This is a genomic window from Pyxidicoccus caerfyrddinensis, from assembly GCF_010894405.1.
Taxonomy (GTDB): domain Bacteria; phylum Myxococcota; class Myxococcia; order Myxococcales; family Myxococcaceae; genus Myxococcus; species Myxococcus caerfyrddinensis.
In genome coordinates this window covers 412,733-425,969 of the sequence record NZ_JAAIYA010000001.1, presented here as the reverse complement: position 1 = coordinate 425,969, position 13,237 = coordinate 412,733, and the positions used below count along the sequence as shown (strand labels likewise).

General features: G+C 68.8%; 14 protein-coding genes. 13 read left to right on the top strand and 1 reads right to left on the bottom strand.

Going from position 1 to position 13,237, the window contains the following annotated elements:
* Positions 1-61 precede the first annotated feature (61 nt).
* Positions 62-1,939 (top strand): succinate dehydrogenase flavoprotein subunit, encoded by a 1,878-nt coding sequence (sdhA, locus tag G4D86_RS01480; RefSeq protein ID WP_163989361.1) that lies wholly within the window; start codon positions 62-64, stop codon positions 1,937-1,939.
* A gap of 80 nt (positions 1,940-2,019) precedes the next feature.
* Positions 2,020-2,826: a succinate dehydrogenase iron-sulfur subunit gene (sdhB, locus tag G4D86_RS01475; RefSeq protein WP_163988583.1), complete on the top strand. Its 807-nt coding sequence runs from the start codon at positions 2,020-2,022 to the stop codon at positions 2,824-2,826.
* 97 nt (positions 2,827-2,923) lie between these two features.
* On the opposite strand, the gene G4D86_RS01470 is transcribed toward sdhB, so the two are convergent.
* A complete protein-coding gene (locus G4D86_RS01470; protein WP_163988581.1) occupies positions 2,924-4,027 on the bottom strand; it encodes a S41 family peptidase in 1,104 nt (367 codons plus the stop codon).
* 330 nt (positions 4,028-4,357) lie between these two features.
* Here G4D86_RS01470 and sucC point away from each other — a divergent pair, with 330 nt between their 5' ends.
* The 11 genes from sucC (at position 4,358) to G4D86_RS01415 (ending at position 13,229) form a co-directional block, all read left to right on the top strand.
* Entirely contained in the window at positions 4,358-5,518 is a 1,161-nt protein-coding gene (gene sucC, locus G4D86_RS01465; RefSeq protein WP_163988579.1) for an ADP-forming succinate--CoA ligase subunit beta, read from the top strand.
* 36 nt (positions 5,519-5,554) lie between these two features.
* A complete protein-coding gene (gene sucD, locus G4D86_RS01460; RefSeq protein WP_163988577.1) occupies positions 5,555-6,454 on the top strand; it encodes a succinate--CoA ligase subunit alpha in 900 nt (299 codons plus the stop codon).
* A gap of 41 nt (positions 6,455-6,495) precedes the next feature.
* Positions 6,496-6,933, top strand: coding sequence for a nucleoside-diphosphate kinase (gene ndk / locus G4D86_RS01455; RefSeq protein ID WP_163988575.1), 438 nt, complete (start codon positions 6,496-6,498; stop codon positions 6,931-6,933).
* A 200-nt stretch (positions 6,934-7,133) separates the two neighbouring features.
* Positions 7,134-8,267, top strand: a complete 1,134-nt coding sequence (rlmN, locus tag G4D86_RS01450) for a dual-specificity RNA methyltransferase RlmN (RefSeq protein WP_163988572.1) — start codon at positions 7,134-7,136, stop codon at positions 8,265-8,267.
* Between the two features lie 87 nt (positions 8,268-8,354).
* A complete protein-coding gene (gene rpsP / locus G4D86_RS01445) occupies positions 8,355-8,618 on the top strand; it encodes a 30S ribosomal protein S16 (protein ID WP_163988571.1) in 264 nt (87 codons plus the stop codon).
* A gap of 21 nt (positions 8,619-8,639) precedes the next feature.
* Positions 8,640-8,939 carry a KH domain-containing protein gene (locus G4D86_RS01440; protein WP_163988569.1) on the top strand — a complete coding sequence of 100 codons (300 nt, stop codon included), beginning with the start codon at positions 8,640-8,642 and terminating at the stop codon, positions 8,937-8,939.
* Positions 8,936-9,535, top strand: a complete 600-nt coding sequence (gene rimM, locus G4D86_RS01435) for a ribosome maturation factor RimM (RefSeq protein WP_163988566.1) — start codon at positions 8,936-8,938, stop codon at positions 9,533-9,535. The genes G4D86_RS01440 and rimM overlap by 4 nt, the downstream gene beginning before the upstream one ends.
* The gene (gene trmD, locus G4D86_RS01430) at positions 9,532-10,275 is read left to right on the top strand and encodes a tRNA (guanosine(37)-N1)-methyltransferase TrmD (RefSeq protein ID WP_163988564.1); all 744 of its coding nucleotides are present in this window, start codon (positions 9,532-9,534) and stop codon (positions 10,273-10,275) included. Before rimM ends, trmD begins: the two co-directional genes overlap by 4 nt.
* 118 nt (positions 10,276-10,393) lie before the next feature.
* Positions 10,394-10,783 carry a 50S ribosomal protein L19 gene (rplS, locus tag G4D86_RS01425; protein ID WP_163988562.1) on the top strand — a complete coding sequence of 130 codons (390 nt, stop codon included), beginning with the start codon at positions 10,394-10,396 and terminating at the stop codon, positions 10,781-10,783.
* A gap of 95 nt (positions 10,784-10,878) precedes the next feature.
* Positions 10,879-12,780 carry an ATP-binding protein gene (locus G4D86_RS01420; RefSeq protein WP_163988560.1) on the top strand — a complete coding sequence of 634 codons (1,902 nt, stop codon included), beginning with the start codon at positions 10,879-10,881 and terminating at the stop codon, positions 12,778-12,780.
* 68 nt (positions 12,781-12,848) lie between these two features.
* Positions 12,849-13,229, top strand: coding sequence for a YraN family protein (locus G4D86_RS01415; protein WP_163988558.1), 381 nt, complete (start codon positions 12,849-12,851; stop codon positions 13,227-13,229).
* The last annotated feature ends 8 nt before the right edge of the window (positions 13,230-13,237 follow it).

Sequence of the window (13,237 nt, the reverse complement as noted above, 5' to 3'; positions counted from 1 at the left end):
GCCATGCGGCGAGTCGGCTCACGACGGCAGCGTCGGGCAACCGGCAGTCAAGGAGACGATGATGGCAGCAGCAGCGCGGTTCACGGTGGTGGGCGGCGGTCTCGCCGGGCTGATGACGACGATCAAGCTCGCGGAGGCAGGCCACCAGGTGGATGTGCTCTCGCTCGTCCCGGTGAAGCGTTCCCACTCCGTTTGCGCCCAGGGCGGCATCAACGGCGCGGTGAACACCAAGGGAGAGGGCGACCATCCGGACATCCACGTGAAGGACACGCTGCGCGGCGGCGACTTCCTCGCGGAGCAGACGTCCGTGAAGGGCATGTGCCACGCGGCCCCGGGCATCATCTACCTGCTGGACCGCATGGGCGTGACGTTCAACCGGACGCCCGAAGGTCTGCTGGACTTCCGCCGCTTCGGCGGCACGCTCCACCACCGCACCGCCTTCGCGGGTGCCACCACCGGCCAGCAGCTGCTCTACGCGCTGGACGAGCAGGTGCGCCGCTACGAGGCCGAGGGCAAGGTCACCAAGTACGAGTACTGGGAGTGGCTGGGCACGGTGAAGGACGAGGGCGGGCGCGTCATCGGCAGCGTGGCCGTCGACCTGCGCACCATGGAGATCCGCACCTTCCCGGCGGAGGCCGTGTGCCTCGCCACGGGTGGCCCGGGCATCGTCTTCGGGCGCTCCACCAACTCCATCATCAACACCGGCACCGCCGCCGGCCGCGCCTTCATGGAGGGCGCCATCTACGCCAACGGCGAGTTCATCCAGGTGCACCCCACCTCCATCCCGGGTGAGGACAAGCTGCGCCTGATGAGCGAGTCCGTGCGCGGCGAGGGCGGCCGCGTCTGGGTGCCGAAGAAGAAGGGCGACACGCGCAACCCCCGGGACATCCCGGAGAGCGAGCGCTTCTACTTCCTCGAGGAGAAGTACCCCAAGTACAAGAACCTGGTGCCCCGCGACGTGGCCACGCGTGAGATCTTCATGGTCTGCCGCGACATGGGCATGGGCATCGGTGGCAAGGACGGCGTCTACCTGGACGTCACGCACATCCCGGCCAAGACGCTCGACGCCAAGATCAAGGGCGTCATGGAGATCTACGAGAAGTTCGTGGGAGACGACCCGCGCGTCACGCCGATGGTCATCTTCCCGGGCATGCACTACTCCATGGGCGGCCTCTACGTGCGGTTCGAGGCGGACTCGCGCACGCAGACCCCCGCCGAGGGCAGCCCCGTCAACCAGTCCACCAACATCCCCGGCCTGTACGCCACGGGTGAGGCGGACTACGCATTCCACGGCGCGAACCGCCTGGGCGCCAACTCGCTCCTGTCCTGCATCTACTCGGGCATGATCGGCGGCCCGGCGATGGCGGCCTTCGCGAAGAGCAACGCGACGAGCGCGGCGGCCATGCCGGAGAAGTACTTCCAGAGCGCGAAGAGCTACTGGGAGGACCGGTTCGCCACCATCAAGAAGATGAACGGCCCGGAGAACCCGTACGGGCTGGCGCGCGAGCTGGGCGACATCATGACGGAGAACTGCACCGTCGTCCGGTACAACGACCGGCTGAAGAAGACGGTGGAGAAGATCCGCGAGCTCAAGTCGCGCTGGAACAACGTCAACGTGCTGGACACGGGCAACGTGGCCAACCGCTCGCTGTCGTACACCAACCAGCTGTGGAACATGCTGGAGCTGGGCGAGGTCATCGCCACCAGCGCGCTGCTGCGCGACGAGAGCCGCGGCGCGCACTACAAGCCCGAGTTCTCGCTGCCGGAGCCGAAGGTGAAGGATCCGACCAAGGACCCCGAGTGGATGGCGCTGTGGAAGAAGCGCCACGAGAAGTGGGCGAAGACGACGATTGCCAAGCACAGCGAGCAGGGCCCGCAGATCTCCTACGAGGAGATTCCCACGCCGGTCCTGGATCCCGAGCCCCGCTGGTACGCCTGAGCGGAGCACGCAACTTCTGGTGGGCCCGTGCCAGCAGGGCGGGCCGCCGTAACTGATTGGGAAGTGAAGGGTCGAGCGACATGGACACTGCACAGGCAACCGCCGTCACCACCAGGACCATCACCTTCCGCATCTGGCGGCAGGACGACCCGAACAAGCCGGGTCACTTCGATGAGTTCAAGGTCCCGTACACCAAGGGCGCCAACGTCATCTCGTGCCTGATGGAGATCCAGCGCAACCCCGTCACCGTGGAGGGCAAGAAGGTTGCCCCGGTGATCTGGGACGCCGCGTGCCTCGAGGAGGTCTGCGGCAGCTGCGCGATGAACATCAACGGCCGGGTGCGCATGGCCTGCTCGGCGCTCGTCGACAAGCTGGAGCAGCCGATCACGCTCGAGCCGATGAGCAAGTTCCCCGTGGTCCGCGACCTCTCCGTGGACCGCGAGCGCATGTTCGACGCGCTCAAGCGGGTGAAGGGCTGGATTCCGGTCGACGGCACCCACAACCTGGGGCCGGGCCCGCGCCAGTCGCCGAAGGACCAGTCGGTCATGTACGTGCTGTCCACGTGCATCACCTGCGGCAGCTGCCTGGAGGCGTGCCCCCAGGTGTCGCAGGACAACAACTTCATCGGCGCGGCGGCCATCAGCCAGGCCCGCCTGTTCAACATGAACCCGACGGGCAAGCTGCAGTCCGAGGAGCGCGTCCGGGCGCTGATGGGCCCGGGCGGTATCCAGGATTGTGGCAAGGCGCAGAACTGCGTGAAGGTCTGCCCGAAGGAGATTCCCCTCACGACGTCCATCGCGGTGATGAACCGCGAGGTGACGAAGCTGCTCATCAAGGACATCTTCTTCCAGGAAGAGGAGCAGAAGAGCCACGGCGGTCCGGGGTAGTCCGCCCGCCACCTTCCGTTCTTCCCGCAGCGAAGCGGCCCCGTGCTGGCGTCCCCTTGGGGACGCCGGGCGGGGCCGCCGCCGTTTCAGGCCGTCGTCAGGGCTTCGTGTTGGCGCCCAGTGCCTTCAGTGCCTCCTGGACCTCCTCCACCTGCATCGGCTCCTCCGCGCGCTTCGCCAGCGCGGTGAGCGCGGCCACGTGCGCGGTGCGCAGCGCGTCCGCCGCCGGCACCGGCAGGTCGGGCTTCACGCCCACGCCCTCCCAGCTCGTCTTCGTCAGGGCATGCACCGTCTGTCCCATGGGCACGCCCACGACGAAGTGGTCGTCGACGGGCAGGGCCACGCTCGGGTTGGCGCCTCCGTGCGTCGTCTCGCCCACCACCCGCGCCCGCTTGCGCGCCTGGAGGTCATACGCGAGCGTCTCCGCCGCGGAGAACGTGTCCCCGTCCGTGAGGATGTAGACCTCCTTGTCGCCGTACCGGCCCGCCACGGGCGACGCGGGCGTGTGGAGCGCCTGCTTCGGCCGGCCCTTCCACAGCGTGTCGAGCACGTGCGTGCGCTCCGGCAGCAGCCATCCCAGGTACAGCGCCACCAATTCGTTGTCTCCGCCGCCATTGCCGCGCAGGTCGATGATGAGCGCGTCCGTGGCGGACAGGATCCGCATGGCGGACGCAGCTGCTTCGCCGGCGTGCTTCGGCTCGGGGAAGCTCGTCAGGCGCAGGTAGCCCACGTTGCCGTCCAGCCGCTCCACGCGGCCGATGCCATATGCCTCCCGAAGGGCCATCCGCCGCCATCGCTCCTCGCGCTCGGCGCGGAACTTCTCCACCTCGGGCGGCGCGGGCTCCCACGGCAGGGGCAGGTTCCGGGGCACGGGCTGCGCGCTGTAGATGACGACGAAGTGCGCGTCCTGGCCATCCGTCACCAGGTGCTCGGTGAGCACGTGGGCCAGCTCCCGGGGCTCGGTGATGGCGTCGTAGTCACCGCGCTTCAGCCGGGAGCGCAGCATCCGCTCCGCCAGGGCCGCCTTCTCCGCCGAGTAGTGGCGCGCCCGGACCTGGGCGATGACGGCCTCGACGACGCGGGTCCGCTCCTTCGCGTCCAGCGCCGGTGGCTCCGAGGCCTTCGGCGCCTCGCCCGCCAGGGCCAGGGCCGGCGCGATGAGGAGACACAACCAGAGCAACGGCCACGGACGGAAGGACATGCGCGAGGACTCCAAGGGGGACAGGGCAGGGGACGAACGCCCGGTCCTTCTCACCGAACGTCCGGGGGAATGTTCCATACCGGCTTCCGCGTGCCCTTGAGGGCAGGTGTCGTCCGTGTCACCCCGGCCTTGCGCCTCCCTGGCCACCACACGGCCGTGAAGTCGGGCTCATCCTGGCGGACAATCCTGGTTATCTCGTGTGCATGGGGCCACACGGAGCGGTTCCGCCGGGGGCAAACGGCCTTGCCATCCGTCGGTTTCTGCGCAATGAGGGCCCCGCGCTGACGCCTCTTGTTAAAGGCCGTCTCCCTCGTCCCAATCGGAGCCTCGATGAAGATCCACGAGTACCAGGGCAAGGAAATCTTCCGGAAGTACGGCGTGCCCACGCCGAAGGGCATCCTCGCGCTTTCGCCCAACGAGGCGGAGGCCGCTGCCAAGCAGCTCGGCACGCCCGTGGTCGTCGTGAAGGCCCAGATCCACGCCGGCGGTCGCGGCAAGGGCGGCGGCGTGAAGCTCGCCAAGAGCCCCGCCGAGGCGAAGGACCTTGCCAAGCAGATGCTGGGCATGAAGCTGAAGACCATCCAGACCGGGCCGGAAGGCCAGACGGTCCACAAGGTCTACATCGAGGAAGGCCTCGCCATCGGCCAGGAGCTGTACCTCGGCGTGACGCTGGACCGCGCCACCAGCCGCATCACCTTCATGGCCTCCCGCGAGGGCGGCGTGGAGATCGAGGAAGTGGCGGAGAAGCACCCCGAGAAGATCCTCCGCGAGGCGGTGGACCCGGCGGTGGGCTTCACCGACTTCCAGGGCCGCAAGCTCGCCTTCGGCCTGGGCCTCTCCGGCCCCACGGTGAACAAGTTCGTCCACTTCTGCGCCTCGCTCTACAAGATGTTCATGGAGACGGACGCCTCCATCGTCGAGGTCAACCCGCTCGTCATCCTCAAGGACGGCGGCGTGGTGGCGCTCGACGCGAAGGTGAACTTCGACGAGAACGCGCTCTACCGGCACAAGGAGCTGCTGGAGTACCGCGACCTCGCCGAGGAGGAGCCCCGCGAGACGCAGGCCAAGGAGTGGGACCTGGCCTACATCGCGCTCGACGGCAACATCGGCTGCATGGTGAACGGCGCGGGTCTGGCCATGGCCACCATGGACACCATCAAGCTGGTGGGCGGCGCTCCGGCCAACTTCCTGGACGTGGGCGGCGGCGCGAGCAAGGAGAAGGTCACCGCGGCCTTCAAGCTCATCCTCGCCGACCCGGCCGTGAAGGCCGTGCTCGTCAACATCTTCGGCGGCATCATGAAGTGCGACGTCATCGCCGAGGGCATCATCGCCGCGGCGAAGGAGGTCAAGCTCCAGGTCCCGCTCGTGGTCCGGCTGGAAGGCACCAACGTGGAGAAGGGCAAGGAGCTGCTGCGCAACTCCGGGCTCGCCATCACCCCGGCGGACAACCTTCGGCAGGCGGCTGAAAAGGCCGTCGCGGCCATCAAGTAGTCCGGCCCTCCGCCAACACTTTCCAGAAGGAACGCCATGAGCATCCTCGTCAACGAAAACACGAAGGTGGTCTGTCAGGGCATCACCGGCTCGGCGGGCTCGTTCCACTCGAAGCAGATGCTGGAGTACGGCACCAAGCTCGTGGCCGGTGTGACGCCGGGCAAGGGCGGCACCGACTTCGAGGGCAAGGTCCCCGTGTTCAACACGGTGGCTGATTCCGTGAAGCAGGCGGGCGCCAACACCTCCGTCATCTTCGTGCCGCCCCCCTTCGCCGCGGACTCCATCATGGAGGCCGCTGACGCGGGCATCTCCCTCATCATCACCATCACCGAGGGCATCCCCGTCAACGACATGGTGCGCGCCAAGCGCTACCTGCAGGGCAAGCCGGGCGTGCGCCTCATCGGCCCCAACTGCCCGGGCGTCATCACCCCCGGCGCGAAGTGCAAGATCGGCATCATGCCGGGCCACATCCACAAGCCGGGCCGCATCGGCGTGGTGTCCCGCTCCGGCACGCTGACCTACGAGGCCGTGCACCAGCTCACGCAGCTGGGCCTGGGCCAGTCCACCGCGGTGGGCATCGGCGGTGACCCGGTCAACGGCACGGACTTCGTGGACGTGCTGAAGCTCTTCAACGCGGACCCGGAGACGGACGCGGTCATCATGATTGGTGAGATCGGCGGCAGCGCCGAGGAGGCGGGCGCGGAGTACGTGGCCCGCGAGTTCACCAAGCCCATCGCCGGGTTCATCGCCGGCCAGTCGGCGCCCCCGGGCAAGCGCATGGGCCACGCCGGCGCCATCATCTCCGGCGGCAAGGGCACGGCGACGGAGAAGATGAAGGCCATGGAGGCCGCCGGCTTCCTGATGGCCGCCAGCCCCGCCGAGCTGGGCACCACCCTCCAGGAGGCCCTCAAGCGGGGCGCTCCCAAGAAGCGCTGAAACGAAGCGCTAAACCCCAACGAGCACAAGGAGCCAGTCACATGGCCATCGAGCGCACGCTGTCCATCATCAAGCCTGACGGTCTGGAGAAGGGCGTCATCGGGAAGATCATCAGCCGCTTCGAGGAGAAGGGTCTGAAGCCGGTCGCCATCCGGCTGCAGCAGCTCTCCCAGAAGGAGGCCGAGGGCTTCTACGCGGTCCACAAGGCCCGGCCCTTCTTCAAGGACCTGGTGCAGTTCATGATCTCCGGCCCCGTGGTCCTGATGGTGCTGGAGGGCGAGAACGCCGTCCTCGGCAACCGCGACATCATGGGCGCCACCAACCCGGCCCAGGCCGCCGCCGGCACCATCCGCAAGGACTTCGCCACCAGCATCGACAAGAACACGGTGCACGGCTCCGACAGCCTGGAGAACGCGAAGAACGAGATCGCGTACTTCTTCCGGGAGACGGAGATCCAGCCGTACCCGTACCAGAAGTAGTCGGCGGGCCCCGCCTGTCGGGGCCGCCGTTCCCGGCCCGAGTCCGCGCCTGCGAAGGCCCGGGCCCGGGCCGTTGTTCATCAAGAAGACAGGCCACGAAGCGTCCAGCAGGCGGGTAGGGGGGCGTGCGCTCCTTTGACTTGCCCGGCCCAGGTGTGGGAAGGGACGCCCTCCGGCCCACCGTTTACAGCCCAACGACGATGTCAGAGACCTCCGCCACCACCCTGCCTGTCACCGAGCCGCTTCCGGCGCCCGCGCCCGCGAAGCTGGTGGACGTGGCCAGCCTGTCGCTCGAGGGGCTCACCCGCTTCGTCACCGAGACGCTGGGCGAGCGTGCGTTCCGCGCCCCGCAGCTCTACCGCTGGCTGCACCAGCGCGGCGCCACCTCGTTCGACGAGATGACGGACCTGTCCAAGGCCCTGCGCGAGAAGCTCCGGACGCGCGCGGAAATCGTCCCGCTGGTGAAGGACGCCGAGCTGCGCAGCACCGACGGCACCATCAAGTACCGGTGGAAGACGCGGGACGGTCGCTTCATCGAGTCCGTCTACATGCCCGCGGACGACCGCAAGACGCTGTGCGTGTCCACCCAGGTGGGCTGCGCCATGGCCTGCGGCTTCTGCATGACGGGCACCATGGGGCTCAAGCGCAACCTCACCCCGGGCGAAATCGTGGCCCAGGTGCACGCCGTCAATCGCGAGGTCCGCAAGAACGAGGGCCTGGAGACGCTCCGCCCGCTCAGCAACCTGGTGTTCATGGGCATGGGCGAGCCCCTGCACAACTTCGAGAACCTCAAGACGGCGCTCTCCATCCTCCAGTCGCAGGACGGGCCGAACTTCAGCCACCGGCACATCACCGTCTCCACGGTGGGGCTGGTGCCCATGATCGAGCGCTTCGGCCAGGAGACGGACGTCAAGCTGGCCATCTCCCTCAACGCCAGCACCGACGAGCAGCGCAGCAAGACGATGCCCGTCAACCGCAAGTGGAACATCGCGGCGCTGCTGGACGCGTGCCGCAAGTTCCCCCTGCGTCAGGGCCGGCGCATCACCTTCGAGTACGTGCTCATCAAGGGCTTCAACGACACCGACGAGGACGCCCACCGGCTCATCGAGCTGCTCAAGGGCATTCCGGTGAAGGTGAACCTGATTCCGTACAACGAGAACCCCGGCCTGGGGTTCCACACCACCGGCGAGGAGCGGGCCGAGCAGTTCCGCGCCATCCTCGCCGATGGGCACATCGGCGCCTACATTCGCAGGAACCGGGGTCGGGACATCGCCGGCGCCTGCGGTCAGCTCGCCAACCAGGGCGAGTCCGCCCCTGCCGAGGGCACGACATAAGGTCCCGAGCTTCCTTGACAATCCAGCGGGGGCGGCGGTAAGAGCGCCCCCCTTTCCCAAGATGTAACCTGTTCGTTGGAGCAACTCATGGCCGTCGTCCTCCGTCTCGCCCGCGCGGGCGCCAAGAAGAAGCCGTACTACCACGTGGTCGCCACCGACTCCCGGAACCCCCGGGATGGCAAGTTCATCGAGGCCGTGGGCGCGTATGACCCCAACCTCGAGCCCCCCAAGGTGGAGTTCAACGAGGAGCGGCTGAACTACTGGCTGAAGACGGGCGCGACGCCTTCCGAGACCGTGGCGGACCTCATCAAGGTCGCCGCGAAGGCCAAGCCGGCCGCTCCCGCGGTCTGAGCCCCGCTGCACTGAGCAGACGTGGAGCAACTTCTCACCTATCTCGCGCGGGCCCTGGTCGACCAGCCAGACCAGGTCGGCCTGCGCGTGTCCGAGGCGGACGGCGCCCGGCTCTATGAGCTGAAGGTCGCCCCCGAGGACGTTGGCAAGGTCATCGGCCGTGACGGGCGCACCGTGAATGCCCTCCGGACGCTGCTCAACGCCGCTGCCCAGAAGGCCGGGCAGAAGGTCCGTCTGGAAATCCTCGATGACCGGCGCAACGCGGCCGGCGCGCCTGGCGCCGCGGCCGTGCCGCCCGCCACACCGGACACCTCGCGGTGACGCCTCCTCCCACCCTCGAGCTCGGCTACGTGGCGCGAGCGCACGGGCTGCAGGGCGAGGTGGCCATCCGCACCTTCGACCCGGCCTCGGAGGCGCTCGACGTCGTCGAGCGCGTCCTGCTGCACACCCGCTCCGGCGAGGAGCGGGAGGTGTGGCTGGAGGCCGTGCGGCCCACCCCCAAGGAGAACATCGTCGTCCTGGAGGGTGTGACGTCGCGCACCGCGGCCGAGGCGCTCGTGGGCTCCAAGGTGTTCGTCTACCGCGAAGACTTGGAGCCCCCCGCGGAGGGCGAGTTCTTCCAGGGAGACTTGGTGGGGCTCATCGCCGTGGACGAGTCCGGCGCCGAGCTGGGCCGCGTGGAGGAGATCTGGTCCACCGGCGAGGTGCCCAACATCGTCATCCGCTCCCCGAAGCGTCCGGAGCTGGTGGTGCCCTTCGCGGACGAGTTCGTCCCGAGTGTGGACCTCGCCACCCAGCGCATCGTCATCCGCCCGCCCGAGTACGTGGAGGTGGGGCGCCCCGGCAAGGAGCTCCCTGCGGTGCCCCCCACGCCCCCCACGGGCAAGACTGACGGGGACTCCGGGGACGGGGCATGAGTCCGCCGTACCCGGTGGAGATCCTCACGCTGTTCCCGGGCATGGTGTCCAGCTACCTGGGGGCGAGCATCCTCGGGAAGGCCCAGGAGAAGGGCCTGCTGTCCGCCACCGTCACCGACGTGCGCGAGTACGCCGAGGGCAAGCACCGTGTCACCGACGACGCGCCCTACGGCGGCGGGGCGGGCATGGTGATGAAGCCGGATCCGCTGGTGGCCGCCATCGAGGCCGCCCGGGCGCGGCAGCCGGGCGCGAAGGCCCTCTTGATGAGCCCCCGCGGGCCCACCTTCACCCAGGCCACGGCGCGCGAGCTGGTGCGCCACGAGGCCGGGCTGATCCTCGTGTGTGGCCGCTACGAGGGCGTGGACGAGCGAGTGATGGCGCACCTGGACGGCGAGCTGTCCCTGGGCGACTTCGTGCTCACCGGCGGCGAGGTGGCCGCCCTGGCCGTGGTGGACGCGGTGGCTCGGCTGGTGCCCGGAGTGCTGGGCAACGTCGACTCCTCCGTCACGGAGAGCTTCGAGGAGGGCGTGCTGGAGCACCCCCAGTACACCCGCCCGCCTGTCTTCCGGGGCGCCGAGGTGCCCGCCGTCCTCCAGTCCGGGGACCATGCGCGCATTGCCCGCTGGCGCCGCTGGAAGTCGCTGATCCTCACCCGGGAGCGCCGGCCGGACCTGTTTGCCCGCCTGCAGCTCTCAGCCGCCGACCAGAAATTGCTGGCTCGTCGGGAGGAAGACCTGTAACCCTGAGCGTTCCCAGCGGGTTGCTCACAGCGGGCTTGTCCGACACCGCTCTCTCTGGTAGTACGGCCCGCTCTTTCACGCGCCCCGCGCGTAAGTTTCCGATTTTCCGGAGTCCGTCATGCGTAACGCCGCCATTCAGCACGTCGAGGCCAAGTTCCTGCGCCAGGACGTCACCGCTTTCCGTCCTGGTGACTCCGTGCGCGTCCACTGGAAGGTGAAGGAGGGCGACAAGGAGCGCGTGCAGGCCTTCGAGGGCGTCGTCATCCGGCTGAGCGGCCGTGCCCACCGCGCCACCTTCGCCGTGCGCAAGATGTCCTTCGGCGTCGGCGTGGAGCGCATCTTCCCGCTGCACAGCCCCCGCTACGAGCGCATCGAGGTCCTCTCGCGCGGCGATGTGAATCGCAGCCGCCTGTTCTACCTCCGCGACCTCAAGGGCAAGGCCGCCCGCGTGGACGTGCAGGAGGAGCCGACGCCGACGCCTTCCAAGAAGGCCGCCGCCAAGGCCTGATCGCCTGCCTGCCTGGAAGGGCACTGGGGCTGTCATGAAAAGGAGCGTCCGATCCCGGACGCTCCTTTTTTCATTCGCGCTAACATGCGCAAGCCATGCAATTCGCTGAGGTCGCCGTCCAGAATGTCCGGGGCTTCTCACCCGCGGGGCGCTTTGCGCTCAAAGCCGGGTACCTCGTCCTCAAGCCGCCCACGGCCGAGGTGAGTCCCCTCGCGGGCCTGTCGCTCGCGCTGTTCTTCGCCGACGGGCGCGGCGGTGACGCCAGCTTCCTGGCGCCGGGCGCGAAGTCGGGCAAGGCGGCCCTCACCTTCGTGGGCGTGGACGGCGTGACGTACCGCGTGCTGCGCGAATTGGGCGGCTCCGGGACGCTGCACCGGATGAACAAGGCCACGCAGCAGGCGGAGCTGGTGTCCTCGGACACGACGGAGATTGGCCAGTTCCTCCGGGGCCAGGTGGGCCTGCCGCCGCGCACCACCTTCGAGCAGGTGTACTGCCTGCAGGCGGGGCAGCTTCCCTCGAGGCGCCCGCGCAAGGCCGCCGCCGCCGCGAAGCCGGACCCCAAGGCGTCCGGGAAGTACCCCTCGCTCGCGTCGGCGTCCACGGTGGCGCCCGCGGAGGACCTCCCCACCGCCGAGGCGAAGCTGCGCGCGCTGGAGCAGGAGCTGGTGGGCTCCACCGAGGTGGATCAGCTCCAGTTCAAGGTGGACGGCCTGACGTCGGAGGTCTTCGAGACCGACCAGCGCCTCAAGGGCACCGAGGGGCTGAAGGTGGCCATCGCCGAGGCGGAGGCCTCGTGGCGGGCGGCGCCCACTCCGGAGTCGCTCGGGCTGCCGCAGGACATCCGCAACCGCGTGCAGCGCTTCCCCAAGGTGGTGGCGAAGCGGGACGAGGCCCTGGCCCGGCTCAACCAGGACCGCGAGACGGTGGTGGACGCGGTGCCTCCGTCCGTGGAGCCGCTGAAGGAGAACCGCGCCTTCTGGGCGGGGCTGGGCGCGGGCGTGCTCTTCCTCGCGCTGGGAGTGGGGCTGGGCATCGGCGTGGACAACACGTTCCGCTACATCGCCCTGCTGGACATCCCCGCCTTCGGCGTGGCCGCCTTCATGGCGCTGCGTCACGTGGACGACCTGCAGAAGGCGTCCCGGAAGGGCAGCAAGGACAACCGGTTCGAGGCCCGCGAGAAGAAGATCCTCGACGAGTTCGAGGCCGAGGCCGCGCCGCTGCGCATGGCGCAGAAGGCGCTCGGCGTGGAGGAGATGGAGGAAATCACCCCCATGCTGGAGCGCAAGGAGCTGCTGGCCGCGCGCGTGGTGGAGCTGAAGGAACAGCTGGCAACCATGGAGGCGGACCCGGAATTCGTGTCGGCAATCACCCGGCGGCAGGAGCTGAAGAACGAGCTCGAGGCGCTCAACACGGAGCTGACGCAGAAGGGCTCCTACGTGCGCGACATCCGCGAGGTGGAGCGGGAGATTGGACGGCTGAAGGAGTCCATCGCCCTGGCCCGGGCGCCGCGCCCGGCTGCGGCTCCAGGGCCGGATGGCGCACCGGCCCCGGTGGAGGCGCTGGAGGACCCGTCCCCCGTGCTGCTGGCCCAGGCCGCGGACATCTTCACCACCGACGTCTCGTCTGTGCAGGCGATGCTGAAGGACCGCTGCCTCCAGTACCTCACCGCACTCACGGACCGGCGCTACCAGGGCATCGAGTGGGACCGCGAGGGGAGAGCCTTCGCGCTGGCCTCCGGCAGGCGCGTCCCCGTGGGCGAGCTGCCGCCGAAGGACCTGGACCTCTACTACCTGGCGCTGCGGATGACGGTGGTGGAGAAGACGAGCGCCCGGGTGAAGCGTCCCTTCCTGCTGGAGGACGTGTTCGCCGGCATGGAGGAGGTGAAGCTGCCCCTCATCGCCCGCATGCTCAAGCACCTGGGCACGCTGACGCAGGTGTTGCACGTCACCGGGCACCCCGGCTTCGCGCAGATGTCGGACGGCACCGTTAACGTGTAGTCCGACGCGGCGGGTTGCCTCCAGCGGGGAGGACCGGTACGGGCGGGTGGCGTCGAAGGGGAGGGTGCATGGGACGGGCGGAGCCGCGAGAGCGGAGGCAGTACGGGAATGCGGCTGAGGAAGCAGCGGTGGGCTTCCTGGAGGCGCGAGGGTGGCGGGTGCTGGCGCGCAACTGGACGTGCCGCTACGGGGAGCTGGACGTGGTGGCCGAGCGTGAGGACGTCGTGTGCTTCGTGGAGGTGCGGATGCGCTCCACGGCCGTATGGGGAGACCCGGCGCACACCGTGTCCTTCGCGAAGCAGCGTCGGGTGGTAAAGGCGGCGCTGCACTACCTCTTCGCCCATGAGCTGGGCGAGCGGATGATGCGCTTCGACGTGATTTCGGTGGTGGGGCGCGGCGAGCGCGCCACCGTGGAGCACATCCCCGGCGCCTTCGACGCGGGCATGTGAGAGGACGC

Excerpts from the sequence above, each read along its gene's own strand:
- G4D86_RS01415 (WP_163988558.1), top strand. The coding sequence starts at position 12,849 with ATGGGACGGGCGGAGCCGCGAGAGCGGAGGCAGTACGGGAATGCGGCT.
- sucC (WP_163988579.1), top strand. The coding sequence starts at position 4,358 with ATGAAGATCCACGAGTACCAGGGCAAGGAAATCTTCCGGAAGTACGGC.
- rpsP (WP_163988571.1), top strand. The coding sequence starts at position 8,355 with ATGGCCGTCGTCCTCCGTCTCGCCCGCGCGGGCGCCAAGAAGAAGCCG.
- ndk (WP_163988575.1), top strand. The coding sequence starts at position 6,496 with ATGGCCATCGAGCGCACGCTGTCCATCATCAAGCCTGACGGTCTGGAG.
- rplS (WP_163988562.1), top strand. The coding sequence starts at position 10,394 with ATGCGTAACGCCGCCATTCAGCACGTCGAGGCCAAGTTCCTGCGCCAG.
- G4D86_RS01470 (WP_163988581.1), bottom strand. The coding sequence starts at position 4,027 with ATGTCCTTCCGTCCGTGGCCGTTGCTCTGGTTGTGTCTCCTCATCGCG.
- trmD (WP_163988564.1), top strand. The coding sequence starts at position 9,532 with ATGAGTCCGCCGTACCCGGTGGAGATCCTCACGCTGTTCCCGGGCATG.
- sucD (WP_163988577.1), top strand. The coding sequence starts at position 5,555 with ATGAGCATCCTCGTCAACGAAAACACGAAGGTGGTCTGTCAGGGCATC.
- G4D86_RS01420 (WP_163988560.1), top strand. The coding sequence starts at position 10,879 with ATGCAATTCGCTGAGGTCGCCGTCCAGAATGTCCGGGGCTTCTCACCC.
- sdhB (WP_163988583.1), top strand. The coding sequence starts at position 2,020 with ATGGACACTGCACAGGCAACCGCCGTCACCACCAGGACCATCACCTTC.
- rlmN (WP_163988572.1), top strand. The coding sequence starts at position 7,134 with ATGTCAGAGACCTCCGCCACCACCCTGCCTGTCACCGAGCCGCTTCCG.
- sdhA (WP_163989361.1), top strand. The coding sequence starts at position 62 with ATGGCAGCAGCAGCGCGGTTCACGGTGGTGGGCGGCGGTCTCGCCGGG.